This window comes from Aeromonas sp. FDAARGOS 1419, from assembly GCF_019047045.1.
GTDB classification, from domain to species: Bacteria; Pseudomonadota; Gammaproteobacteria; order Enterobacterales; family Aeromonadaceae; genus Aeromonas; species Aeromonas veronii.
The window spans coordinates 2,394,989-2,421,139 of record NZ_CP077209.1 but is presented as its reverse complement, the minus strand read 5'-3'; the positions used below and the strand labels follow the sequence as shown (position 1 = coordinate 2,421,139).

Here is a 26,151-nt window from a genome sequence, read left to right as displayed (position 1 = left end):
TGGCAACGCGTTGTCTGTCGCCTGCCCGCTGCATCCTGCGGCATCGCTAGCGATGGCATGACAAGCCACGTGATCATCCTATTGCGGCATAAAAAAGCGCCCCGACTATGCGGAGCGCTTTTACAGGTGTCTGGCGGTATTACAGTTCAATCTCGTCTGTAAGACCTTCATAGGCGATATCGATGGATTGCAGCTCCTTCTGCAGGCGATGTTTGTCTTTCAACGCCTCGATTTCACGCCATTTACGTTTTTTTCCCGTTGTCCCGCGGCTACGCGAACCGAGTTCAACCACCTCGTCATAATCGAAGTTGAACATTTCCATGGCTCCCTCCTTGGTTTTTATCGTTTTCACCACCCGTATAACATAACGAATCTGAAATTAAAACGTTTTCGTGACGACTCTATGACAGCGCTAAAAAAGCCCATGAAAAAAAACCGGGCCCCTTGGTAGGGGCCCGGTTTTTATCAGAAAAAAGAACTGATTACAGACGGCTTGCCAGCATGGTTTCCAGCTTGCCCTGGTCGATGGCGAACATGCGGATGCCTTCGCCCAGCTTCTCGTGAGCCATGGCATCCTGGTTCAGTTCCCAGCGGAATTCGGCTTCGGTCATCGGGGTCGGTTTGGCCTTGCGCTCACCGGTGTAGTCCAGTTTGCGTACCACGGCGCCTTCGGTCTTGCTCAGCTCTTCCAGCAGGGCCGGGCCGATGGTCAGGCGGTCGCAACCGGCCAGTTCCAGGATCTCGCCGGTGTTACGGAAGCTGGCGCCCATCACGACGGTCGGGTAGTCGTGCTGCTTGTAGTAGTTGTAGATGGAGGTGACGGAGACCACGCCCGGATCTTCGCTGGCGGTGTAATCACGGCCATTTTTGGCCTTGTACCAGTCGAGGATGCGACCCACGAACGGGGAGATCAGGAAGGCACCGGCTTCGGCACAGGCACGGGCCTGGGCGAAGGAGAACAGCAGGGTCAGGTTGCACTGGATACCCTCTTTCTCCAGAACCTCGGCGGCACGGATCCCTTCCCAGGTGGAGGCCAGCTTGATCAGAATGCGGTCGTTGCTGATGCCGGCTTCGTTGTAGAGACGCATCAGTTTGCGGGCCTTGGCGATGCTGGCTTCGGTATCGAAGGAGAGACGGGCATCCACTTCGGTAGAGATACGGCCCGGAACGATCTTCAGCACTTCCAGACCGATGTTGACGGCCAGCTTGTCGCCCGCGTCGATGATTTGCTGTGCCTTGTCCTGGCTCTGGGCTTTGGCCCACTTGATGGCGTCTTCGATCAGCGGAGCGTACTCGGGGATCTCGGAGGCCTTCAAAACCAGAGAGGGGTTGGTGGTGGCATCGATGGGCTGATAGCGTTTGATGGCTTCGATATCACCGGTGTCGGCAACAACAGTGGTCAGGGCTTTCAGCTGGGTTAATTTATCGGCCATAGCGAATATCATCTCTTAATGAGGGAGTAATCCCTGGGTTGCGGGCTTGAGACGGTGGTTCTGAAATAAAATTACAGGATCTTGGTGCCTCAGGCTCAGAAAAGCGCGATGGGGGCGGCCCATCGTCATTGCCTGCCTAATTAATACTGATGTGTTGCATCCTGCAATAGGGGCGCTTGGTTGTTAAACATTCAGGCTGTTGAGTTATCCCGTTTTATGGCTTGAAACTATATGATTAGTAAGGTTTTTTACATTTCCTCCCGACCTCGCTCCGGTTTGCTTTCAGCTGAACTTTTTTAGCCAATATCCATATTTGTGTCGTCGATCACATAAATTATCTCGCTACGTACTTGAAATTTAATTACAGCGAAAACGTTTGGCGAAATATCGCCGTTTGAAAGCCATTTCATGCAAGCGTTTGCGTTTTCGGATAGCTCATCGGGGATATATCAAAATGGTTCTCTTATGGGGCTTAATGGAGGCCTGTCTGATTGAATTATTGAGTTTGTTGAAAGTTTGCGATTTAAATGGAGCTTTATGGGCTTTTACCGTTCGTTTTTTGTGTCTCGCGTGACCGGGATCACTATTCCGGGCTCTCCCGCTGTGCTAGATTCCGCCCCTTTAGCGAAACGCTAATTAAACGACAGACAGAAAACGGTCAGCGCAGACTGACCATGGATGTGAATAACAACGAGAGAATTATGGACACCTTGATTGCGATGCTAAACGACCTGATGTGGGGAGCCGTGCTCATCTACCTGCTCATCGGGGTCGGTATCTTTTTCACCTTCCGCCTGGGTTTTATCCAGATCCGTCACTTTGGCCACATGTTTTCCGTGCTGAAAAACAGTCGTAAATCGGACAACGCGGGCATCTCCTCTTTCCAGGCCCTCTGTACCAGCCTTGCCGCCCGTGTCGGCACCGGCAACCTGGCCGGTGTGGCTGTCGCCATCTATCTGGGTGGCCCCGGCGCCATCTTCTGGATGTGGCTGATTGCCTTTATCGGTATGGCGACCGCCTTCGTCGAAAGCACCCTGGCCCAGCTCTACAAGGTCAAGGATGAGGATGGCAACTACCGTGGTGGCCCGGCCTACTACATGGAGAAAGGCCTTGGCATGCGCTGGATGGGGGTGGTCTTCTCGCTCTGCCTGATCCTGGCATTTGGTCTGGTGTTCAACGCGGTGCAGGCCAACTCCATCAGTCTGGCGATGAAGGTGGCGTTTGGCATTCCTGACTGGGTCAGCGGTCTGGCGCTGGTGGCGCTCTCCGGCCTGATTATCTTCGGCGGCATTCGTGGCATTGCCCGTTTTGCCGAGCTGGTGGTGCCCTTTATGGCGCTGGCCTACATCTTGCTGGCGCTGGTGATCGTGGCGATGAACATCACCGAGTTGCCTCATGTCTTCATGCTGATCATCAAGTCCGCCTTCGGGATTGAGCAGGCAGGCTCAGGTGCGCTCGGTTATGCCATCTCTCAGGCGATGATCAACGGTATCAAACGCGGTCTCTTCTCCAACGAGGCGGGGATGGGCTCTGCGCCCAACGCTGCGGCGACTGCCACTCCCTATCCGCCGCACCCGGCCTCTCAGGGTTATGTGCAGATGCTGGGGGTCTTTATGGACACCATCGTCATCTGCAGCTGTACCGCCGCCATCATCCTGATGTCCGGTCAGTTTGAGCCGGGCTCCGGCGTGACCGGTGTCGAGCTGACCCAGCGGGCGCTCTCCTCCCAGATTGGCAGCGGTGGCAACATCTTCATTGCGGCGGCCATCTTCTTCTTCGCCTTCACCTCTATCGTGGCGAACTACTCCTATGCCGAGACCAATCTGGTGTTCCTCGAGCACAACCACAAGGGTGGCCTGATGCTGTTCCGGGTGTTCGTGCTGGGGATGGTGATGTTCGGTGCCGTGGGTGAGTTGCCGATTGTGTGGGCGATGGCGGATGTCTCCATGGGACTGATGGCTATCGTCAACCTGGTGGCGATCCTGCTGCTCTCCAGCGTTGCCATCAAGCTGGCCAAGGATTACAACGACCAGCTCCGGCTGGGCAAGGTGCCCACCTTCGATGCCAACAAATACCCCGAGATCCGCTCCCAGCTGGAAGAGGGGATCTGGGACAATCCGACCAAAAAATAACAAGCGGTGAGTCAAACCTCTTGATTAAAACCTGAAGGGGGAGCCGGTGGCTCCCCCTTCTTTTATCGCGCACTCGTTGGCTGTTGATCCCAGCGCTGGGCGAGCTGTCTGACACGCCGTCGCAACTGGCGCCAGCAGCGCCCTTGTTGCCGTTCGCTGAGGGGGGCATAACGCCAGCGGCGATAGAGCCAGGCCGCCTGCAACAAGGGGTGGGCAAGGTCGGGACGCAGCCGTGCCAGCCGCTCGCACCATGCCCCCATGCTCTCGGCGGGCTCTGGTGGGTAGCCGCTGCGTTTACCCCGTTTGATCAGGGGCTGCCAGATGCGCCGCTCTGGCGGCAGGCGGGCGGGCAACAGCAGGGGCAGGCTCACCAGCAGGGCGACCAGCATCAGGCTGGCGAGGATCAACCAGGGAGTGTGCCCCGCCAGTGCGGGCCAGCGCAGGCCGATTTGTTGCCAGAGCTGACCCGCATCGTAACCAATCACCCAGCGACTCCACTGGTAGTCGATATTGTTGCCCCACCAGCGCAGCTGATTGAGCAGAGCCCAGTTGCGATAACGCTGCAAAGCAAGCGGGTCGGCGGCGGTAAACTCGTCGCTTAGCGCCTCCCTCACGCCGCCTTCAATGCGCTCCGGTGCCACTGCCGCTGTGGGGTCGATTCGCCGCCATGTTCCTCCTTCATCGAGATACTCCACCCAGGCGTGAGCATCGAACTGGTGTACCGCCAGATAGTTGCCTCTGGGATTCCACTCGCCGCCGAGATAACCGGTGACCAGCCGTGCCGGAATACCGGCGGCGCGCAGCACGAAAGCGGTCGCCATGGCGTAGTGGCCGCAAAAGCCGCGCTTGGTATCGAACAGGAACTCATCCACCCCGTCACGGCCAAGTCGTGGCGGGGTCAGACTGTAGTAATAGGATTGGCTGCGAAACTGCGCGAGCAGGGCGGCGACCAGCGCAGCGCGTTCTGGATAGCGCACAGCCAGCCCTTGGCCGTGAGCTCGCGCTCTCGGGTTGCCCTCGGCTGGCAGCTGCAGGTTGCGCTGGGCGGCTTGGTTGTCGTCCTCGGGCTGCACTTCGCCGCGGCCAATGCGATAGCGGATCGCCACCTCGCCGCTTCCCTGACGATAGAGGGTGTCGAGAGGGGTAAGCAGCACCGGGCCCGCCAGTAGACGGGGATCACTCAGGGCGAAGGCCCAGCGGTGGCGCTGGGGCTCGGCGATCACCTCGTAGCTCCCGGCGGGTAACGGGTTATCTGCCAGTTGAGTACTGGCCTGAGAAGAGGATGCCAGAAGGGTCAGCCCGGTCTGCACCGGCACTGTCTGCTGCCACGCTTTGACCTCGGGTCTCAGCAGCCAGCGCTGACCATCGAAAACTTCTTGGCGCATCACCGGAAAGTAGCGCTCGCGGACAGGGGGCGGACCATCGGCAAAGGTGACCCGAAACGCCAGTTCCGAGGAGTTGACCAGTTCGCTGATATCGCCGGGGGCCAGCTCTTCCGAGAGGCCCGACAGGGCGCGGCTGGTGGTGGGCATCTGCCAGAGGGGCGGGAGCCTCGGCAGCAGCAGAAACAGAGTGATGAGCAGGGGAAGCGCCAGCAGCAGGGTACCCCCCGCACTGCGCCAAGGCTGTTTCTGCTCGGGAGCGACGGCGGCCACCAGCGCGGTCACTGCCAGCCAAAGTGTCACTGCCATCCCGGCCGTCCAGCCGATGCTCTGTCGCTGTACCAACGCCAGCGCGATGAGGAAGAAGGCGAGCAGCAGCACCTGCTCGATATCCCGCTCGCACCGTACCTCGATCATCTTGAGGCTATAGCCGAGCCAGAGCAGATTGATCAGGGCGGGCAGGGTGCCCAATGTGCGCCACTGCAACCCCAGCAACACCACGGTTGTGATGGCCAGCAGCGCCAACCCGCGGGCAGGCAGGGGCGGCCAGCCGCGCCACAGCATCATGGCCCGGACGCCGAGGGTGATGGCGCCCACTGTTACTACCCAGAGTTGCAACTGGGGCCAGAGCGCAGTGACCAGCAGCAGCTGTTGCAGGGCGATGAGTGGCAGTAGGCGGCGGTTATCGAGCAGCATCTGGCGTGCTCTTCGGTGGTGTTGCATCGAATTGGGCCAGTGCCAGCAGGCAGCGCTGCACAAAGGCGGCACCGCTATCGGGCCCCAGCGTCTGGTTTGCCAGCGTCAGGGTAAAGGGGATGCCCCGCTTGCCGTAATCGGCGCACCACCAGGCCAGCACCGCCAGCCGCAGCTCCAGATCCCCGCCCGCGACCCGCTGCAAGGTGAGGCGAGTGTCATCCTGCTGAGGTTCATTGAACTGCTTGGTCAGCAGGCCGCGCCCCTGGGCAAGTTGTTTCCAGGCGACCCGGCTCAGTGGTTCACCGGCCTGATATGTCCGCAGGGTATCAAAGTCACCGAGAGTGGCCGGAGCGGGCTGGCCCTGATTCCCCTCGCTTTCGGTCGCATGTTCCCCTCTTAGCGCCCCGAATGCCGGTTTGGGGGAAAGCCAGCCCTCCAGCTGCAAGTCCAGCAGGGACCAGCAGCGAAACAGACCGAGGGGGTAGCGGCTCTCGACCCGCAATCGACCAAGGGGCAGTGGCCCGCGGCGAGAGCCCGATACCGGCAGGATAACTGTGCTGGACACAGCGTCGGCCTGTGCCAGCCAGAGGGTCCCTTCGTTGAGGCTAAAGCTGAGTGCCTGTACCGGGCGCGGGCTCTGCACCAAGATACGGATAGGAAGCTGGCTACCCGCTTCCCCCAGCACCAGCGGGCCACCCAGCAGCTCCAGCCCCAGCAGGTTGCGGTGGGTGAGCCACATGGCTGCCATAAACAGGCTGCCGAGGCAGTAGGCCACCAGCAGTACCAGATTGTTCTGGTAGTTGGTGCCTAGCAGATAGATGGCGAGCAGCACCAGCAGATAGAGCAGCCCCATGCGGGTGGGGAGGATAAAGAGGCTGCGGGTACCCAGCGTGATCTGGCGGGCCGGGGGAATGCGGCGGTCGAGCCAGCGTCGCTGCCAGCGGGCTCGCCACTGCTGCCAACGGTTTAGCAATTTGCTCATCAGGGATTGTCCGGATCGACCTTGGCCAGCAATCGCTGGCTCAGGGGACAGGCTTCGCCGTGCTGTACGCCAAAGCTGCCCCGCAGCCGATGCTCGGCCACATAGGGGAAGACTGCCTGCACATCCTCCACCGTGACAAAGCGCCGCCCCGCCACCAGCGCCCAAGCACGGCTCACCGCCAGCAAGGTCTGGGCTGCCCGGGGGGAGAGGGACTGTGGCAGATCCCCATCAAAGCGGCTCTGGTGCACCAGCGCCAGCAGGTAATCGAGGGTGGCATCGGAAACATGGATAGCATCACCTTCCGCTTGCAGGGCAGCCAGCTCGGCGGCATCCAGCATGGCGGGCAATGGGCCGCTCGGCTGGTGGCCCCTCAGTAGCTGGCGCTCCGCTTCTCGCGGCGGAAAACCCAGCGAGAGTCGCACGGCGAAGCGGTCGAGCTGGGATTCCGGCAGCGGATAGGTGCCCGCCTGATCCGCCGGATTCTGGGTGGCGATGACGAAAAACGGATCGGGGAGTGGGTGCGTGTGGCCCTCGATGCTCACCTTGCCCTCGGCCATCGCCTCCAGCAGTGCGCTCTGCACCTTGGGGCTGGCACGGTTGATCTCGTCCGCCAGCAGCACCTGGGTGAAGATGGGGCCGGGGTGAAAGGTGAAGTGCTGCTGGCGGGGATCAAAGATCTGCAGGCCTAGCAAATCGGCGGGTAGCAGATCGGCGGTGAACTGCATCCGCCTGCATGCCAGCCCCAGCACCTGCGCCAGCGCGTGGGCCAGGGTGGTTTTGCCCATGCCGGGCAGATCCTCGATCAGCAGATGACCGCTCGCCAGCAGGGTGACCAGTGCAACCTTGAGCTGCAGCGGTTTACCCAGAATCACCTGTTCCAGCGCCGTCAGCACCGCCGTGATCTGTTCCTGTGATTTCACTATTCCTCCCGCTTTCGGCTTGTCCGTATCTTGCTTCTCTGTTTTGGCTCCTACAGCTTATACGCCAGTCGCTCAGGGCGGGCTCAGTACGCCGTAAAACCATAGAAATGGCCCGTTTTTTCAATGACTTCACACCGACTTCACAGTTGTTCACGCTCAGCTCACCAAGCGTCCTTATGATGCACTTCTCAACTCACCACAAGACAGATGTCATGAAACAACCAACAACTCTCTCGCTGCTGACGCTGGGTTCCCTGCTGATCTCTTCATTCGCTTCTGCTGCAGAGGATGCTTCTCTCACCGCCATCGTGGACGGCGCCATTCAACCCGTGCTCAAGGAGTACCGGATCCCGGGAATGGCGGTTGCCGTACTGAAAGATGGCAAGGCCCACTACTTCAACTATGGCGTTGCCAACCGGGAGAACGGTCAGCGCGTCAGCGAGCAGACCCTGTTTGAAATCGGCTCGGTCAGCAAGACCCTGACCGCGACCCTCGGTGCCTACGCCGTGGTCAAAGGGGGCTTCAAGTTGGATGACAAGGTGAGCCAGCACGCAACCTGGCTGAAAGGCTCTGCCTTTGATGGTGTGACCATGGCCGATCTTGCTACCTACAGTGCAGGCGGTTTGCCGTTGCAGTTCCCTGACGAGGTGGATTCGGATGACAAGATGCGTACTTATTATCGGCAGTGGTCACCGGCCTATCAGCCGGGCAGCCATCGTCAGTACTCGAACCCTAGCATCGGGCTGTTCGGTCACCTTGCCGCGCATAGCCTTGGCCAACCCTTCGAGCAACTGATGAGCCAGACCCTGCTGCCCAAGCTGGGTTTGCATCACACCTATATCCAGGTGCCGGAGTCGGCCATGGCGAATTATGCCTACGGCTACTCGAAGGAAGACAAGCCCATCAGGGTCAATCCGGGCGTGCTGGCTGACGAGGCCTATGGCATCAAGACCAGCTCGGCGGATCTGCTCGCCTTCGTGGAGGCCAACATCAGCGGGGCTGATGACAAGGCGTTGCAGCAGGCCATCTCCCTGACCCATAAAGGGCACTACTCGGTAGGCGGGATGACTCAGGGACTGGGCTGGGAGAGTTACGCCTATCCGGTGACCGAGCAGGCATTGCTGGCGGGCAACTCTCCGGCGGTGATTTACAATGCCAACCCGGTCAAATCTGTTGCCGCGTCCCAAGAGACGGAGGGGGCGCGACTCTATAACAAGACGGGTTCGACCAACGGCTTCGGTGCCTATGTGGCCTTTGTGCCCGCCAAGGGGATTGGCATCGTGATGCTGGCCAATCGCAACTACCCCATCGATGCCAGGGTGACGGCGGCTCACGCGATCCTGAGCCAGCTGGCGAAGTGACAGTGTGGTTGTTCTGACCGAGATAGCTACGCTGGGGTGACCCGGCGTAGTTATTTGCGTTGTCCACTGCCGCCGTCCTTAGCCTCATTGCCTAAACGGCTCGTGATTTGAAAGTATATTTCCTGACAGGAATGTACCGATCGCCATCTCTTCACTAGGTGAGGGCGGTGGGCCCACCATATAGTTCCCCCCATTGCGGCCCTGTCCGCTGTCATGTTCATTACGTTTGTTACCACCTTGGCGCCGCCACTGTTCGCCTGTCGCTGTGATCTGGCTGGTATCAGCACGCCAATCTGTTATGGAGCATCCATGCCTGTATTCCTGTTGTGCACTTTTCTGATGATCATCCTCTATCCGGTCGGGATCGATCTCTATCTGGTCGCCGTGCCCCAGATTGCCGATACCCTGCAGGCTAGCGAGGCGCAGATCCACACCGCCTTCTCTATCTATCTGTTCGGTATGGCGGCCACCGTGCTGCTGGGGGGGATGATTGCCGATCGCTACGGGCGGCGCTGGGTGGTGCTCGGGGGGGCGCTGATTTTTGTCCTCGCCTCGCTGGTGGCAGGCAGTGCAGAGGGGATAAGTCAGTTCTATTTCGGCCGTTTCTGGCAGGGAGTCGGGGCCGGTGCGCTCTATATCATGACCTTTACCGTGCTGCGGGACGTGCTGTGTCAGGAGCGGCTGGCGATGGCACTTTCAATGATTAACGGGGTCATCTGCGTGATCCCGGTGTTGGCGCCGGTGCTCGGTTACCTCATCCTGTCCCATTTTGACTGGCGCGGGATCTTCGTGGCGATGGCGCTGGTGGCTGCCGTCAGCGGTCTGGTGAACTTGCTTCTGCTCAAAGAGACCCGCCCGGCGCGGCAACCGGACAGTGGCGCTGCGCTGCCCTTTGCCCTGCTGCGCTCGCCGCGCTTTATGCTGCTCTCCCTGCTGACCAGTGCCAGTGTGACCGCCATTCTGGTCTATGTCAGCGTCTCGCCGCTGATCCTGATGAAGGAGTTTGGCTTCACTACCGAGCAGTACTCCATCGTGATGATGGTGATGGCCGGCGTGAGTATGTCCACCTCCTTCCTGACGCCCCTGCTGTTGCGCTGGTTGGGCAAACAGAAAGTGCTGGCTGTGTCTCATCTCTCCTATCTGCTGGCGGCGTGCTCACTGTTCGGCAGCTGGCAGGCGGGGGGCGATATCCATCTGTTGCTGCCGGGGTTTGCGCTGGTCTGTGTCGGGTTCTCCTGTGGCTTCGGGGTGGCGATGGGGGAGGCGCTCGATGGTTGCCAGCATAACGTGGCGTTCGCCAGTGCCGTGCTCTGCATCATGCAGATCAGCCTCTCCGGCCTCTACATATGGCTGCTGGGTCAACTTGGCTTTGCCCCGACCGAGATGCTGATCTGCGCCTTGCTGCTGGCACTGCTCAGTTACCTGGCTGTCAAAGGGCTGTTACCATGGCTCGCGCTTCGTGAAGCGCGGTCGCAGGGCTGATGGAAGATGAGAGGGGATATGCGCAATCTGGGTGAACTCGATTTGAACCTGCTGGTGGTCTTCAAGTACCTGATGCAGGAGCGCAGTGTGGCAGGGGCGGCCAAAAAGCTCTGTGTCACCCCGTCGGCGGTGAGCAAGTCCCTCGCCAAATTGCGGGAGTGGTTTGACGATCCCCTGTTTGTGCGGGTGCGGCAGGGATTGCAGCCCACCAACCTCTCCCTGACCCTGGAGGAGGAGCTGAAGGTCTGGTTCCAGCTCACTGACAGCATCACCTCGCTCAATAGCGAGGCGATCCCCGATGGTGCCCGCTTCACCCTGGTGATGGAGTCCCCCTTCTACATCAGCTTCCTGAGCGATCTGCCCATGACCATCTACCAGAAGTACCCCAACTCGGTGGTCAGGATGCTGGGGTGGGATCACCACTCCCTCAACGACATCGTCAATGGCGATGCAGATCTCGGCTTTTGTGCCCGCGAGACCCATGGCCGCTCTCTGGCCAAGGTCAACCGCTTGCCTTATTACATCGATCATGAGGTGCTGTTCACCGATCGCCCGGTGGTTTTTCTGCGCAAGGATCACCCCTTGCTCCAGCAGAAGTGGTCGCTGGAGAACTTTCTGGCCTGCCCCCAGATCAGCATGGTGTGGGAAGCGAACGATACCTGGGCTCTCGACAGTCTGCTGGAGGACGAGGGGCTGAAGCGGGAGGTGCCCATCATGGTCTCCAGCTTCGAGCAGGCGCTGCATATTGCCTCCCAGTCGAGCCACGAGCTGATCGCGGTGGTGCCTTCCTACTGCGGGGGGTATGCGGCCAAGCACCATGCCAATCTCATTGCCATGCCCTTGCCACTGCCGGAGAAACTCTATCAGCAGTTGGGGATCGCATTTATCCTGCTCTGGCACAAGCGGCACAATCAGGATGCCAAGGTAATGTGGCTGCGCAACGAGATAAGGCGGCTTTACAATCGCGAGTCGGAACAATCTAATGGATAAAAACCGGAGCGTTTGCTCCGTTTTTTTATGCGCGCTGAATAGCTGATACTGATAAAAATGTATTTATATTGGTACATTTCCTTAACATAGATTCCGTAATGGAACGTTCTGACTTCCTGTTTTGCTATAGACTCTATACCTCCCTCTGTTAGATACTGCCACTTATAATAAACGCCTCTGCATTGCACTGAAAATATTTTTTTCTGTGTATGCCAGAGGCTACGCAGTAATTACAATGTTAATAATGTTGACTTATTTGACATTGTTACCATTTTGTACATCTGGATGTTTATTCAGGGGACGTCTATTAGTATTTGAACCCTCATGAAGTAAATCATTACGACTTTTATTTTTCTTTATACCAGAAAAGCTCTATTTGACCCCATGGTTATAGCAGTAAAGGTTCGATGTAGTTGGTGAGTGGAACTAAAAAGGTTGTTTATATGATTAATTGCAAAACTATAACGGTCACCAGTTTGTTGACCGTATTTCTCTGTGGCTGTGCCAAGAATACTGTTCACTCTGATGGCTCACAGACTATTGCACTTAATAAAGGTGCGATTATCCATTCAGAAGAGATTACCAGCCATTTCTTCTTTTCTGATGTCGACTTCGGTCTAAATGACAAAATTGATGCGGCAGCTATTTGTCATGGTGTTGAAAATGTCGTGCAGATAGAGACAAAACGGGGATTTTTGGACTCTGTCTTTGGCAGTTTGAGCGCAGGCCTGTATGCGCCTCGTACGACAAGAATTGATTGTGCAGGATGACAAAAAGAGGAGACAAGGTGTGATGAAACTGAAGAGTATATTGTTGGTTGTGAGCTGTGTGGGGGCTTTGTATGGTTGTGGCGGTGGCTCCGACGAATCCAAAGTCTCTGTGGTAAAACAGAGTAATACAAACACTCCACAACAATTGGTCAATATTGATGGTGAAATAACCCCCCACGATGCTGAAAGTATTTATTCCATTCCGGCCAATCTTTATAAATCTCAACTAATAAATAGTGATGGTACATTAGGTTTGGCTGGTTTAGCTTTAAACTATAACTTTGGATCAAAACAGAAAGATAATTGGCAAGTCATGGTGGATGACGGTCACTTATTCAGTGTGTGGTTTACAGGATTTAATAAATTAACCAAGGTGCCGGGTGAGCTGGTTGTGAATAGAGTGAGCAGAAGTCATAGCGCACCATCAGTCGAACAGAGCAGGGAAAAAATATCTATTGCGGCTAATAAGTTGAGGATGGTGGATGAGGTAAAAAAGGCCCCTAATGGGCTTGATTTATCTTTGATAGGGACGGCCAGTTATGCCAACTGGTCTGGTAAAATAAAATTAACACCGATAGAAATCAATCTTGTTAATACAGCCAGTTGGCATCCCAATAATGGACTTGCAACCGATATGCTGGGTAATGTGGAGACTACCCGCAATGGGGATATGGTGACAGTTACCCTGGAGTTGCCTGCCGCCGGATGCACATTGGTTGGCCGTAATAATGTGCCACGCTCTCGTCGTGACATAGTTGCTTTTAGTGGATTTGATCAATGCCAGTTTGACCCGGCAAAGGGGGCTAACTGGACGCCTAATGATTACTACAATAACGAAGCGTTAGCCAAGGGCAGGGATGGTGTGGTCGCTCATATAGCAACCTTTAAAAATGACGGAGGGACAGAGATGCTGGTGATTGGTTTCCCGAATCTGGAAGGTCTCTTCTTTGTGGTGCCAAAGAGCTAGGCAAAAGTTTGGCCAGTCGTCACAAATCAGGTTGATGGCAGTGCGGGAATTATAGCCGCTAACAAAACTAAGTTGATTCGAACGATACCAGTCCCCACATAGCCGGCATGACACGAAAAATCATCAGTAACCAGCTATGGAAGTCCTTGCAGCCACTTCTGCCACCTCACCAGCCTTCGCCACGGGGTGGCCGTCCACGCCTCGATGACTATGCCGTTCTCAACGGTATTCTGTTTGTCCTTACTACCGGGATCCCGTGGGAGGACTTACCCCAGTCTTTGGGTTTTGGCAGCGGAATGACGTGCTGGCGTCGCCTACGTGATTGGCAAGCTCAAGGCATCTGGCAGCGACTTCACGTGGCGCTCCTGAGCCAGCTACATCAAGCTGGCCACATCGACTGGAGTAGAACAAGCCTCGATGGCGCGAGCGTAGCCAGCCCCCGGGGGGCCAGGAAACAGGACGTAACCCGACAGACAGAGGCAAGCTGGGCAGTAAACGACACATAGTGGTGGACCGTCAGGGCATACCGCTCGCAGTGCTTGTATCAGGCGCCAATCGCCATGACTCGATAATGTTTGAGCCCTTGTTGGATGCACTTCCGGCGTTAGCAGGTAAGAGAGGGCGACCACGATGTCGACCTGACAAGCTACACGCAGACAAAGGGTATGATTTTCGCCGTTGTCGAGATTATCTGAGGCGACGGGGTATCAAGGTTCGTATTGCCCGGCGAGGCATCGATAGCAATGAGCGATTGGGTTGTCATCGCTGGGTTGTAGAACGCACTCATGGTTGGCTAGCAGGCTTTGGGAAGCTACGAATACGTTTCGAGCGACGGTTGGATATCCATCTCGCCTTGTTGACGCTGGCTTGCGCCGTTATCTGCCTACGCTTTGTTGAACGGTTTTGTTAGCGGCTCTTAGTCCCTTGTTGTTGATGTTCAACGGCAAGCCACTCTGTCGGCCCGTCATTACGCTGCGATGGCAAGCGTTATGACGGGCCGCTATTGTATCAAGGCAGCTATGGCTAATGCCTGACGAGAAGAGATATGCGTGCGCTCAAAGATCTTGATTTGAATCTGCTGGTGCTTTTCAAATACCTGCTGGCTGAGCGCAGTGTGGCCGGTGCGGCCAAGCTGCTCAATGTGACGCCTTCCACGGTAAGCAAGGGATTGGCCAAGTTGCGGGAGTGGTTTGCCGATCCGCTTTTTGTGAGAGGGCGCAGGGGGTTGCAACCTACCAATCTTGCCTTGACGCTGGGGGAGGAGCTGGAACTCTGGTTCCAGCTTACCGGCGTTATCACCTCGCTTAATCGTGATGCTATCCCCGATGGGGCTCGCTTCAGTCTGATGGTGCAATCCCCTTTCTACAATAATCTGCTCAGTGATCTGCCTATCACCATCCATGAGCATTACCCTAACTCGGTGGTCAAGATGCTGGCGTGGAATCGCCACTCTCTTGGCGATATCGTCAATGGCGATGCCGACCTTGGTATCTGTGTGCGTGAAAGTTACGACCGCTCTCTGCTCAAACTCGGCAATCTGCCCTACTACATCGATCATGAAGAGCTCTTTTGCGACAGGCCAGTGGTCTTCCTGCGCAGAGATCATCCGCTGCTCCAGCGGCAGTGGTCGCTGAATAATTTTTTGGCCTGTTCCCATTGCAGTGTGGTGCTGGAGGTCAAAGAGACATGGAGTCTGGATATGTTGCTGGAAGATGAAGGTCTCAAGCGAAATGTATCCGTGATGGTATCCAGCTTCGAACAGGCGCTGTATATGGCTGCCCAGTCGCAGCAGGCGCTTATTGCGGTTGCGCCCTCCTACTGCACCGCGTTTGCGGCCAAATATCATCCCAATCTCGTTACCCTGCCGCTACCTCTGCCCGAGCGTCTCTACAGCAAGCTGGAACTCACTTTTATCCTGCTTTGGCACAAGCGGCATAATCAGGACTCAAAGATTAGGTGGTTACTGCAGGAGATAAGGCGGCTCTATCAGCGAGCACCAGCCCAGGGGGCTACCTGAATTCAGCCGGCGGATCTGCGCCGGCTTTTTTGTGCCTGTCAGTTGTCCTGAGCCTGCGATGGCTGTGCAGAGAGCCATTTGCTGTCGTTCAATACACAGAATTGAAGATAAATCACGTCTCGAGTGATACTCTTTGCAAGAGAATTTGTAATCCTGTTTCATTAGAAAACATCATGAAAGTCGGATTTTAAAGTGTGATCAACCATTAAGTCAGGTAATTGCCAGTGACATAACATGCCTTACCTTGAAATAACGGGGCGTGCCCCCTTATTTCTGCTCGCCCCTTTGCGGTGCATCAGTGTCGCTTCTTGCCCCACTTAGCACCTTGAAGATGACCAATGAAACATCTGTTGCCAGATAACGAGTGGCGGCTTGCCAGCAAAGGGCAAGGTCGCTGTCGGGTGGCTTGGCAGGTATTTCATTTCATGGGCTCACCGCCATCAGATTTATAACAATAAGCAGCTATCAAGGCAGGTTACTATGCGTCCAGCAACAGCACCCACAGGGTTGTTACAACAGCCCAAACCCTTCTTTATGATATTTTTCGTCGAACTCTGGGAGCGCTTCGGTTATTACGGCGTGCAGGGGATATTGGCGGTCTTCTTTGTACAGCAACTGGGTTTTTCCCAAGAGCAATCCTTTATTACCTTCGGTGCCTTCTCGGCGCTGGTATATGGTCTGATCTCGGTCGGTGGCTATGTCGGCGACCATGTGCTTGGCACCAAGCGCACCATGGTGCTGGGGGCCGTGGTGCTGGTGATAGGCTACTTTATGACCGGCCTCTCTATCTACAATCCCGACCTGATTTTCTATGCGCTGGGCACCATTGCAGTCGGTAACTGCCTGTTCAAGGCCAATCCGGCCAGCCTGCTGTCAAAATGCTACCAGCCAAAAGATCCGCGGCTGGATGGGGCGTTTACCCTGTTCTATATGTCGATCAATATTGGCTCCCTTATTTCCCTCTCGCTCGCGCCGGTGATTGCCGATCACTACGGCTATACCGTGACCTATAACCTGTGCGGGGTGGGGCTGATTATTGCGCTGCTCACCTTTTTTGCCTGCCGCAATATGGTCAAGGATATTGGCTCCGCGCCGGATCACCTGCCGCTCGATTACAGCAAGCTGCTGCTGGTTATATTGGGTTCGGTAGCCATGGTCTTCTTCTGCGCCTGGCTGATGCACCACGTGGTGATCGCCAACATGGTGCTGATGACGGTAACCATCGCCGTGGTGATTTTCTTCTTTCGCGAGGCGTTCAGGCTCGATACCGTGGGCCGCAACAAGATGTATGTGGCCTTCGTACTGATGCTGGAGGCGGTGCTCTTCTACGTGCTGTACGCCCAGATGCCGACGTCTCTGAACTTCTTTGCCATCAACAACATGCACCACGAAATGCTGGGCATGAGCGTCAACCCCATCAGCTTCCAGGCGCTCAACCCCTTCTGGGTGGTGGTGGGTAGCCCGGTACTCGCGATGATCTATACCCGGATGGGCAGCAAGGGGCGGGATCTCACCATGCCGCTCAAATTCACCCTCGGAATGTTCTTCTGCTCGCTGGGCTTTCTGACGGCGGCGGCATCCGGCTGGTGGTTTGCCGATGAGCAGGGGCTTACCTCCCCCTGGTTTATGGTGCTTATCTATCTGTTCCAGAGTCTGGGTGAGCTGATGATCAGCGCCCTGGGGCTGGCGATGGTCGCCGCGCTGGTGCCGCAACGGCTGATGGGCTTCATTCTCGGAATGTGGTTCCTGACTCAAGCGATGGCATCCCTGCTGGGAGGCTATGTGGCGACCTTTACCGCCGTGCCGCAAGGGATGACGGATCCGCTGCAAACTTTGCCCATTTACACCGGCGTATTTGGCAAGATCGGGATGGCGACTCTGCTGATTGCGGTAGTGATGGGGCTGATGGTGCCCTGGCTCAACCGGATGATGAATGCGACGCCGACCGAAGCCGAAGGGCTGGTGGCGGGACAATCACAGGCGTAATGAGGGGATTGTGCGAGACAAGGCAAGGGCGGCGACCCTTGCCTTGCTGTTGATGGCTTAGTTGTACTGCTCTTCCATCCAGGCTTCGACGATCAACTGCGCCGAGACGCCGTCCACACTGCCTTTTTCCAGCGCGCGATAGCCGCCTCGCTCAAACAGGCGGGCGCGGGCATCTGTGGTGGTGAGTCGCTCATCCTTGAATTCCACCGGCTTGCCGAAACGGCCATGCAGCCGGTTGCCGAATTTGCGGGCCCGTACCGTGATCTCCTGATCGGTGCCATCCATGTTCAGCGGCAGGCCGACCACCAGCAGGTCCGGTTGCCACTCCTTGAGCAGCTTCTCAATCTCGTCCCAGTTGGGGATGCCGTCGTTGGCCTTGAGGGCGCGCAGAGGCTGGGCTGTGCCAGTCAGCTCCTGACCGATGGCGACGCCAATGCTCTTGGTGCCATAGTCAAAGCCCATGATGCTGCGTGATGACATAACTGATAAATCCTTGAAATAGAGAGCGGAGCGGGCCAGCCGATCAGCTGTGGCCGATATCGCTGGAGAGGTGAACCGGGTTCACCCCTATGCTGGCGGCAGCTTGCTGCCAACGTTTGTGAATGGGGGTCTTGAACACCAGAGCCGGATTGGGGGGGATCACCAGCCAGGCGCCGTCCACCAGCTCCTGCTCCAGCTGCCCGGCGCTCCAGCCGGCATAGCCAAGGGCCACCAGCCAATGGGCAGGGGCTTCGCTCGTACCCAGGGTTTCCAGAATATCCTTGGAGGTGGTCACCATCATCTCATCCCCCACCTGCAGGGTGGAGTTGAAACCGGGGCGGAAGCTGTGCAGCACGAAGCCGCGATCGGCGTGAACCGGCCCCCCTTGCAGCACCGGCTGCTTGAGCTCCGGGTTGTTGGGCGGATTGAGCTGGAGCTGGGTCAGCATGGTTTCCAGCGACATCTCGACCGGAATGTTGACGACCAGTCCCATGGCGCCCTCTTCGTTGTGCTCGCACAGATAGACCAGCGAGCGCTCGAAGTAGGGATCCGTCAGGCTTGGCATGGCAAGCAGGAAGTGATTTTGCAGTGTTTGCATAGAGGCCAAATAGTGCAAAGGTATTTGAGGTCAATTATGGCAGTTGATCCCCATGGGAAAAACCGCTTTTTGGGCTGGGCGAGATCCCGCCCCTTTCCGGATTGTCTTGAAACAGAGGGGGTGGCGCCGGGCCACCCTCTCTGTTTCCGGGCTTGTCAGTGGCGGTTACCCCTGAACAGGCCGGCTTAGCCTGCCTGGCGATTATTTGCCCAGCCGACGCTCGATGGCATCCATCAGCATACCGGTGATGTGCACGTCGAAGGTTGCTTCAATCTCGCGAATGCAGGTCGGGCTGGTGACGTTAATCTCGGTCAGGCGATCGCCGATGATGTCGAGGCCGACGAAGATAAGGCCTTTCTCTTTCAGAGTAGGGCCCACTGCGCGGGCGATGGCCCAGTCCGCTTCGCTCAGGGGACGCGCTTCACCACGGCCACCGGCCGCCAGATTGCCACGGGTTTCGCCCTGCGCCGGAATACGGGCGAGGCAGTAGGGAACAGGTTCACCGTCCACTACCAGTACCCGCTTGTCGCCATCCTTGATGGCGGGCAGATAGGTCTGCGCCATGCAGTACTGGCTGCCGTGGGCGGTCAGGGTTTCGATAATCACGCCGACGTTGGCGTCATCTTCCTTCATGCGGAAGATGGAGGCGCCGCCCATGCCGTCCAGCGGCTTGAGGATCACGTCCTTATGCTTCGCGTGGAAGGCGCGCAGCTTGTCGGCGCGGCGTGTCACCAGCGTGGTCGGGGTATGCTCGGCAAACCAGGCCGTGTAGAGCTTCTCGTTGGCGTCGCGCAGGCTCTGCGGCTTGTTGACGATAAGGCAACCCTCATCCTCGGCCCGCTCCAGCATGTAGGTGGCATAGATAAATTCGGTGTCGAACGGCGGATCCTTGCGCATCAGGATCACATCGAGGTTGGAGAGGGGCTGATCCACCACCTCGCCCAGCGTGTACCAGTCGGCATAGTCATATTTGACGGTGAGCGGGCGCATGGTGCCAAAGGCGCGACCGGCTTCCATGTAGAGATCCTTCATCTCCAGATAGAAGAGCTCATAGCCGCGCTTTTGCGCCTCTTCGAGCATGGCAAAGCTGGAATCTTTCTTGATGTTGATGGCCGAGATGGGGTCCATCACGATGCCGAGTTTAATGGTCATCCGCTGTTCCTTTTTAATGGCTCGATAGGGTTGTAGGGTCGATTAGCGCAGCGTAATCGGCCGCTTGCGGCTGCGTCGATGCAGCCATGGGGCTGATTGATGCGGCCGATAGTATCAAGCCAGATCGCCAAAGCGGCACTGCAGCGCAGTGATCGCCGTCAGGGCGGCGGTTTCGGTGCGGAGCACCCGCGGCCCCAGCAGCATCTCTTTGAAATCTTCCTGCACGGTACGGGCGATCTCGTCGCTCGACAAGCCCCCTTCCGGGCCAATCAGCAGGCGCACACCGTGCTCGGGAACGGGCAGGGTGTTGATGCTGTACTCGGCGCGCGGGTGCAGGTTGAGCTTGAGCTCCTTGGTCTCTTCTGCCAGCCAGGCGTCCAGCTCCATCGGCATGCGCACCTCTGGCACCACGTTGCGGCCGCACTGTTCGCAGGCGCTGATCACCACCTTCTGCCACTGTTCGCGTTTCTTCTCCAGCCGATCGGCTGGCAGCTTGACGCCGCAGCGCTCGGAGAAGAGCGGGGTGATGCAGGTGACGCCCAGCTCCACCGATTTCTGTATGGTGAAGTCCATCTTGTCGCCACGGCTGATCACCTGACCGAGGTGGATGGCCAGCGGTGACTCCACCGATTGGGTATCGCAGCGGTCGATGGTCACTTCCACCGACTTTTTGCCGACGCTGGCGATGGTGGCGGGATATTGATTGCCATCGCCGTTGAACAGCTCGAGCTGCTGGCCCGGCTGCATGCGCAGTACCCGGCCGATATGGTTGGCACCGTCTTCCGACAGGGCGATGGTCTGGCCAACTTGCAGGGTGGCCGGTTCATAGATACGTGGAATGCGCATGGCTGCTTGTCAGTCTCTTGCTTGGAAAACCTTCATATCCTGCTGCGAGGCGGCAAGCAAGGCTCACGCGGCAGAAGGGAAGGGTTTCATGATTAGGAGGGGCGATCCCCCTCCCTGGTCAAATGGGGTTATTGGCACTGCTTTTCAATAAAGGGATTGGTATTGCCCTGCAGCGTGCCGATGCGGCGGTTGCGCTCACACTCCCAGCCCTCTGCCGGGTACTGGCGATCCCAGGCTTCAAACAGTTTACGCTGTTGCGCTGCCAGACGCAGCCCATACTGCTGGCTCATGTAGAGGTAGGCGCGGGCAATCTGGCCCCGTACCGGCCCCTTGGGCGGCTGCACCCGACGATCCTTGAAATCCACCAGCATCTGGCACTGACCGTACTGATCCGGCTTGCCGTTCCAGTCGGAGAAGCGGTAGTTGGCCCGATCGCCGTTCACCTCGCCAATGGCGGGGAAGAGGTTGTGCATATCCCCCTCCATCTTGTTGAACTCGGGGCTCGCTTTTTCGCAGTTCTTGCGACCGCCATCCTGCCAGCACTGCAGCTGGTGGCCGAACTCCCAGGCGGGGACCACGTGTTCCCACTCGATGCGGGCGGCGCGTTTGGCCTGCTTGCGCGGCTCATAGCCGCAGCTGGCGAGATCCGGGCTCATTTTCTTGCCCTGATAGTCGATGTTGCAGCCGCAGTAGAAGGTGGTGACTGCAGGCTGGCTGCGATAGAGCTTCACCAGATCCTGCTTGGCTTCGCGAAAGGTCTGGGCGTGCAGGGGGGCGCTGAGCAGCGGTAAACCGGCCAGCAGGGTCAGGGCGAGGGAGGAGATGAAACGCATGGGATTCCTTGCAAAACAGGGTGATTGACGAACGATGGCGGGCACCCTACCACAGGGGCGCGACACAAGCTGGCTTACTGCTCTGGCTCCGGCCGTTCCCGCTCCAGGGGCTGCTTGCAGCGACGACAGTGATAGCGGGCTTCGCCACGTACCACCTTGTTGTGGCGGCGAGTAGAGAGCTGATGCTGCTGGCAGTGACAGCGATAGGGCACGGTGCGCTGGGCCAGTACCGCCAGATCGAAGCTGTGGGTAGTTCTGGGCTCAAGGCCGAACACCTCCCGCATCACCGATTGCCACTGCTTGCCGTGGGGCAAGACCCGGCTTTTGCCGCGACCTTCACCCCACAGGGCATAGACCAGCAGATGGGCCACCTCGTGGGGCACCACCTCATCCAGAAACGCCTGCTGGTTGGCCTGATAGAGGGCGGGATTGAAGCGCAGCTCCCAGGTTTGCAGCCGCGCCGATCCCGCCGCCCGGCCCCGCATATTGCAGTAGATCCGCGGGCGTGGGAAGGGGCGGCCAAGGCGCGCCTCGGCCTGCACAAAGCAGGCTTCTACGCGTTGTTGCAGCAGGGCGACAAGCTGGGAAGGGGTGGCAGACATCAACATCTCGTCAAATGGCGGATAAGCTAAAGGGGAGCCAGGCTCCCCTTTTATCACAACAGCGAGCCTTACAGGCCAGCGGCAGAACGCAGCAGTTCGGCCTTGTCGGTCTGCTCCCACGGGAACTCGTCGCGACCGAAGTGACCGTAGGCTGCGGTAGCCTGGTAGATAGGACGCTTCAGATCCAGCATTTCGATCAGACCATACGGGCGCAGTTCGAAGTGCTCGCGCACCAGCTTGACCAGCAGTTCTTCGGCGACCTTGGCAGTGCCGAAGGTCTCGACGCTGATGGAGGTCGGCTCGGCCACGCCGATGGCGTAGGAGATCTGGATTTCACAGCGATCGGCCAGACCGGCGGCAACGATGTTTTTGGCAACGTAGCGGGCGGCGTAGGCTGCGGAGCGGTCAACCTTGGACGGATCCTTACCGGAGAAGGCGCCACCACCGTGACGAGCCATGCCGCCGTAGGTGTCGACGATGATCTTGCGACCGGTCAGACCGCAGTCACCCATCGGGCCGCCGATAACGAAACGGCCGGTCGGGTTGATGAAGTATTTGGTGTCCTTGTTGACCCACTCGGCCGGCAGTACCGGCTTGATGATCTCTTCGCGTACCGCTTCAACCAGATCCTTGTGGCTGATGGATTCGGCGTGCTGGGTAGACAGTACAACGGCATCCACACCGATGATCTTGCCTGCGTCGTCGTAGGCGAAGGTCAGCTGGCTCTTGGCATCCGGACGCAGCCACGGCAGGGTGCCGTTCTTGCGCACTTCAGCCTGACGCTTCACCAGCAGGTGAGAGTAGGTGATGGGGGCCGGCATCAGCACGTCGGTTTCGTTGGTGGCGTAGCCGAACATCAGGCCCTGGTCGCCAGCGCCCTGCTCCAGCGGATCGCTGCGGTCAACACCCTGGTTGATGTCCGGGGACTGCTTGCCGATGGCGTTCAGCACGGCGCAGGAGTCAGCGTCGAAGCCCATGTCGGAGTGGGTGTAGCCGATTTCACGTACGGTATCACGCACGATCTGCTCGATGTCTACCCAGGCAGAGGTGGTTACTTCACCGGCCACCATGACCATACCGGTCTTGACCAGAGTCTCACAGGCAACGCGTGCCTTGGTATCTTGCTTGAGGATGGCGTCCAGTACCGCATCGGAGATCTGGTCCGCAATCTTGTCGGGATGGCCTTCGGAGACCGACTCGGAAGTAAACAGCTTTGCCATGATAAGAGTCTCAGCTTGTCTGGGTTATCGCCACGGCAATAACCGGATGAATGGGATGGTGTAGAGGTATCTACATCTGGACGTCTATTTTAATTAGCGCCCCCCGTGATTGCCAGCACTATTTTGTCGCGCAGTGTCCAATGGGTCACAAGCGGTGCTCTCCTATCCCGAAAGGGATGGAAATCAAACGTTTTTCTCTGGTTGCTTTGGTCAATAGAGGGCAAGAAAAGCGATTGTCCTCCCAAAGCCACTTTATTCATCCAGATAATATTTGCACGCCGCGCGCCCTGCTGGGACAATAACGCGCCTTAATCTTGGCCATCAAATGAAGCAATCGCAGGAGATTCAGATGCCTTCTCGTAAAGAGCTTGCCAATGCCATTCGTGCATTGAGTATGGATGCCGTTCAAAAAGCCAACTCCGGTCACCCGGGCGCCCCCATGGGAATGGCGGATATCGCCGAAGTGCTGTGGCGTAGCCACCTCAGACATAACCCGAACAACCCCAAGTGGGCCGACCGCGACCGTTTCATTCTCTCCAACGGCCACGGCTCCATGCTGCTGTACTCCCTGCTGCACCTCTCCGGTTATGACCTCTCCATCGACGATTTGAAAAACTTCCGCCAACTGCACTCTCGCACCCCGGGTCACCCGGAGTACGGCTATGCACCGGGCGTGGAAACCACCACTGGCCCGCTGGGTCAGGGCATCACCAACGCCGTTGGTATGGCGATCGCCGAAAAAGCCATGGCTGAGCAATTCAACCAGCCGGGCCACGACATCGTTGACCACTACACCTACGCCTTTATGGGCGACGGCTGCCTGATGGAAGGTATCTCCCACGAGGCTTGCTCTCTGGCCGGTACCCTGCAACTGGGCAAACTGATCGCGTTCTGGGATGACAACGGTATCTCCATCGACGGTCACGTAGAAGGCTGGTTCACCGATGACACCGTCAAGCGCTTCGAAGCCTACGGCTGGCACGTTATCCCGGCTGTTGACGGTCACAGCCCGGAAGCCATCAATGCCGCCATCGAAGCCGCCAAGGCCGAGACCGGCAAGCCGACCCTGATCTGCTGCCGCACCATCATCGGCTACGGTTCCCCGAACAAGTCCGGTTCTCACGACTGCCACGGCTCACCGCTGGGCAACGACGAGATCGCCGCTGCTCGCGCCTTCCTGAAGTGGGACCACGCTCCGTTCGTTATCCCGGCCGATATCGCTGCCGAGTGGAACGCTCAGGAGAAGGGCGCTGCACTGGAAGCCGACTGGGCTGCCAAGTTCGCCGCCTATGAAGCCGCTCACCCGACGCTGGCTGCTGAATTCAAGCGCCGCACCGCTGGCGAACTGCCGGCCAACTGGGCTGCTGAATCCGCCAAGATCATCGAAACCCTGCAAGCCAACCCGGCCAAGATTGCGACCCGTAAAGCGTCCCAGAACTCTCTGGAAGCCTTCGGCAAGCTGCTGCCGGAGTTCATGGGCGGCTCTGCCGACCTGGCTCCGTCCAACCTGACCATGTGGTCCGGCTCCAAGTCCCTGACCAACGACGATGCCTCCGGCAACTACATCCACTACGGTGTACGCGAGTTCGGTATGTCCGCCATCATGAACGGTATCGCCCTGCACGGTGGTTTCATCCCCTACGGCGCAACCTTCCTGATGTTTATGGAGTACGCTCGCAACGCCCTGCGCATGGCCGCCCTGATGAAGCAGCGCGCCATCTTCGTTTACACCCACGACTCCATCGGTCTGGGTGAAGATGGCCCGACTCACCAGCCGGTTGAGCAGATTGCCTCCCTGCGTCTGACCCCGAACATGAGCACCTGGCGTCCGTGTGACCAGGTTGAATCTGCCATCGCCTGGAAACACGCCATCGAGCGTACCGACGGCCCGACCTCTCTGATCTTCTCTCGTCAGAACCTGGCCCAGATGGACCGTACCGCCCAGCAGCTGGCTGATACCGCCAAGGGTGGCTACGTGCTGAAGGATTGCGCCGGTACTCCGGAGCTGATCCTGATCGCCACCGGTTCCGAAGTGGAACTGGCCGTTGCCGCCTATGAGCAGCTGACTGCCAAGGGCCGTGCCGTGCGCGTGGTCTCTCTGCCGTCTACCGACGTGTTCGACGCTCAATCTGCCGAGTACAAAGAGTCTGTCCTGCCGTCCTCCGTCACCAAGCGTGTGGCCATCGAAGCGGGCATCGCTGACTACTGGTACAAGTACGTTGGTTTCGGCGGCAAGATCATCGGTATGACCACCTTCGGTGAGTCCGCACCGGCCGAGCTGCTGTTCAAGGAATTCGGCTTTACCGTGGAAAACGTGGTTGCGACCGCTGAATCCCTGTAATTCCTGAAGATTGGGCCAGCTTGACCCAATAGCTGGAAAATAAACGCCCTCCATCGCAAGATGGGGGGCGTTTTTATTGGCACAGGAAAATAGTAAATTAAAAATATATTTCAATGCCTGAGAGTTGATAGTACTTTTTCTTGATGATTGATCTTCATTGTCTTAATAAAGGCTAAGCTATGGTTATAAGAGGTTGGGTTATTATAGTTGTTGTTTTTGTATTTTTATTTTCCCCTGTTGCTTTATATGTAAATACATTTGGCGGAGATTTGTCACAAGACCACTCTCGATGGGCCGAATTTGGCTCGGCAATTGGAGGTATCTATGCACCAATACTCGGATTTATTACGTTAGTAGTTTTGATTCGTCAGCTTTCTTTACAGAAACAGATGAATGACCAGTATTATTTGCAGCAAGCACGAGAAGATATCGAGTTTTATGCATCGCAGTTATCTAATATTCTTGATGAATCACTGGTCGGTAATGTGCCGTTGAGGGCTGTACTTCACGAAAAGTTTATGTTTTGTAGCCCTGAACATCTATGTTCAATGGATATGAAGAATATTGCCATTGATATTCATAGGGTAATGCCACAGGCACTTGATATATGGGCAGCCATATACCCTGTATTAATAGGGCTATCTGCGGTTGATGACTCATTATTTAAAATGACATTGGCCTCTTCAAATCAAAAACTAGTTGCATTACTCAGTTTTGAAATATGTGTGGCTTTGGATAATTTGCATTTTTGTCGTACTGATGGGAAAAGCGGTTTTACATATATTTTTAACCAAAAATTGCAGTAGAGCTATCTAAATAGCTCGTAGGTTCGATTAGCGAAGCGTAATCGGACGTTCGCGTTTTTAAGACGATGCCATAAAAATAATATCCCACCCTGTTACCAAAAAATAGACCGGCTATCAGCCGGTCTATTTTTATTTATCGCACCCCTTACGCCTGC

At 57.1% G+C, this 26,151-nt stretch carries 22 protein-coding genes and 1 pseudogene; 11 read left to right on the top strand and 12 right to left on the bottom strand.

Annotated elements, in window-relative coordinates:
• Positions 1-139 precede the first annotated feature (139 nt).
• Entirely contained in the window at positions 140-322 is a 183-nt protein-coding gene (locus I6L49_RS10715) for a DUF3545 family protein (RefSeq protein ID WP_005338547.1), read from the bottom strand.
• 160 nt (positions 323-482) lie between these two features.
• Positions 483-1,433: a transaldolase gene (tal, locus tag I6L49_RS10710; protein WP_216949522.1), complete on the bottom strand. Its 951-nt coding sequence runs from the start codon at positions 1,431-1,433 to the stop codon at positions 483-485.
• A 701-nt stretch (positions 1,434-2,134) separates the two neighbouring features.
• Here tal and I6L49_RS10705 point away from each other — a divergent pair.
• Positions 2,135-3,565: a sodium:alanine symporter family protein gene (locus I6L49_RS10705; RefSeq protein ID WP_013724018.1), complete on the top strand. Its 1,431-nt coding sequence runs from the start codon at positions 2,135-2,137 to the stop codon at positions 3,563-3,565.
• A 62-nt stretch (positions 3,566-3,627) separates the two neighbouring features.
• Here I6L49_RS10705 and I6L49_RS10700 read toward each other — a convergent pair whose 3' ends face one another.
• From I6L49_RS10700 to I6L49_RS10690, 3 genes are read right to left on the bottom strand one after another with little or no spacing between them, the layout of a single operon-like run.
• Entirely contained in the window at positions 3,628-5,643 is a 2,016-nt protein-coding gene (locus I6L49_RS10700) for a DUF3488 and transglutaminase-like domain-containing protein (protein ID WP_216949521.1), read from the bottom strand.
• A complete protein-coding gene (locus tag I6L49_RS10695; RefSeq protein WP_216949520.1) occupies positions 5,630-6,625 on the bottom strand; it encodes a DUF58 domain-containing protein in 996 nt (331 codons plus the stop codon). Before I6L49_RS10695 ends, I6L49_RS10700 begins: the two co-directional genes overlap by 14 nt.
• Entirely contained in the window at positions 6,625-7,545 is a 921-nt protein-coding gene (locus I6L49_RS10690) for a MoxR family ATPase (protein WP_216949519.1), read from the bottom strand. Before I6L49_RS10690 ends, I6L49_RS10695 begins: the two co-directional genes overlap by 1 nt.
• A 212-nt stretch (positions 7,546-7,757) precedes the next feature.
• Here I6L49_RS10690 and ampC point away from each other — a divergent pair, with 212 nt between their 5' ends.
• From ampC to dtpB, 8 genes and pseudogenes are all read left to right on the top strand, one after another.
• On the top strand, positions 7,758-8,906 hold the full coding sequence (ampC, locus tag I6L49_RS10685; RefSeq protein WP_216949518.1) for an FOX/MOX family class C beta-lactamase: 1,149 nt from the start codon (positions 7,758-7,760) through the stop codon (positions 8,904-8,906).
• Positions 8,907-9,215: 309 nt separating this feature from the next.
• Positions 9,216-10,388, top strand: coding sequence for an MFS transporter (locus I6L49_RS10680; protein ID WP_216949517.1), 1,173 nt, complete (start codon positions 9,216-9,218; stop codon positions 10,386-10,388).
• 18 nt (positions 10,389-10,406) lie between these two features.
• Positions 10,407-11,378, top strand: a complete 972-nt coding sequence (gene yidZ, locus I6L49_RS10675) for an HTH-type transcriptional regulator YidZ (protein ID WP_216949516.1) — start codon at positions 10,407-10,409, stop codon at positions 11,376-11,378.
• Positions 11,379-11,794: 416 nt separating this feature from the next.
• On the top strand, positions 11,795-12,148 hold the full coding sequence (locus I6L49_RS10670; protein WP_128815669.1) for a hypothetical protein: 354 nt from the start codon (positions 11,795-11,797) through the stop codon (positions 12,146-12,148).
• A gap of 22 nt (positions 12,149-12,170) precedes the next feature.
• Positions 12,171-13,115, top strand: a complete 945-nt coding sequence (locus I6L49_RS10665; RefSeq protein WP_216949515.1) for a hypothetical protein — start codon at positions 12,171-12,173, stop codon at positions 13,113-13,115.
• 107 nt (positions 13,116-13,222) lie between these two features.
• Positions 13,223-13,944, top strand: a pseudogene (locus I6L49_RS10660) (IS5 family transposase); the annotation flags it as partial.
• A 216-nt stretch (positions 13,945-14,160) separates the two neighbouring features.
• Positions 14,161-15,132, top strand: coding sequence for an HTH-type transcriptional regulator YidZ (yidZ, locus tag I6L49_RS10655; protein WP_216949513.1), 972 nt, complete (start codon positions 14,161-14,163; stop codon positions 15,130-15,132).
• Between the two features lie 480 nt (positions 15,133-15,612).
• Entirely contained in the window at positions 15,613-17,118 is a 1,506-nt protein-coding gene (dtpB, locus tag I6L49_RS10650; RefSeq protein ID WP_201994834.1) for a dipeptide/tripeptide permease DtpB, read from the top strand.
• A gap of 57 nt (positions 17,119-17,175) precedes the next feature.
• Here the strand turns inward: dtpB and ruvX are convergent, their stop codons facing one another.
• The 7 genes from ruvX to metK all read right to left on the bottom strand — a co-directional run bounded on the left by ruvX (position 17,176) and on the right by metK (position 22,849).
• Complete coding sequence (gene ruvX, locus I6L49_RS10645; RefSeq protein WP_005343821.1) at positions 17,176-17,598, bottom strand: Holliday junction resolvase RuvX; 423 nt, start codon at positions 17,596-17,598, stop codon at positions 17,176-17,178.
• Between the two features lie 43 nt (positions 17,599-17,641).
• Complete coding sequence (locus I6L49_RS10640) at positions 17,642-18,196, bottom strand: YqgE/AlgH family protein (protein WP_005349793.1); 555 nt, start codon at positions 18,194-18,196, stop codon at positions 17,642-17,644.
• A gap of 201 nt (positions 18,197-18,397) precedes the next feature.
• Positions 18,398-19,348 (bottom strand): glutathione synthase, encoded by a 951-nt coding sequence (gshB, locus tag I6L49_RS10635; protein ID WP_216949512.1) that lies wholly within the window; start codon positions 19,346-19,348, stop codon positions 18,398-18,400.
• A 114-nt stretch (positions 19,349-19,462) separates the two neighbouring features.
• The gene (rsmE, locus tag I6L49_RS10630) at positions 19,463-20,194 is read right to left on the bottom strand and encodes a 16S rRNA (uracil(1498)-N(3))-methyltransferase (RefSeq protein WP_118854215.1); all 732 of its coding nucleotides are present in this window, start codon (positions 20,192-20,194) and stop codon (positions 19,463-19,465) included.
• 128 nt (positions 20,195-20,322) lie between these two features.
• On the bottom strand, positions 20,323-21,027 hold the full coding sequence (locus I6L49_RS10625; protein WP_216949511.1) for an endonuclease: 705 nt from the start codon (positions 21,025-21,027) through the stop codon (positions 20,323-20,325).
• Positions 21,028-21,101: 74 nt separating this feature from the next.
• Positions 21,102-21,629 carry a SprT family zinc-dependent metalloprotease gene (locus I6L49_RS10620; RefSeq protein ID WP_127006409.1) on the bottom strand — a complete coding sequence of 176 codons (528 nt, stop codon included), beginning with the start codon at positions 21,627-21,629 and terminating at the stop codon, positions 21,102-21,104.
• A 68-nt stretch (positions 21,630-21,697) separates the two neighbouring features.
• Positions 21,698-22,849, bottom strand: coding sequence for a methionine adenosyltransferase (gene metK, locus I6L49_RS10615; RefSeq protein WP_206900326.1), 1,152 nt, complete (start codon positions 22,847-22,849; stop codon positions 21,698-21,700).
• Positions 22,850-23,198: 349 nt separating this feature from the next.
• Here metK and tkt point away from each other — a divergent pair, with 349 nt between their 5' ends.
• Positions 23,199-25,190 (top strand): transketolase, encoded by a 1,992-nt coding sequence (gene tkt, locus I6L49_RS10610; protein WP_005338517.1) that lies wholly within the window; start codon positions 23,199-23,201, stop codon positions 25,188-25,190.
• A 179-nt stretch (positions 25,191-25,369) separates the two neighbouring features.
• Entirely contained in the window at positions 25,370-25,996 is a 627-nt protein-coding gene (locus tag I6L49_RS10605) for a hypothetical protein (RefSeq protein ID WP_216949510.1), read from the top strand.
• Positions 25,997-26,151: the final 155 nt, after the last annotated feature.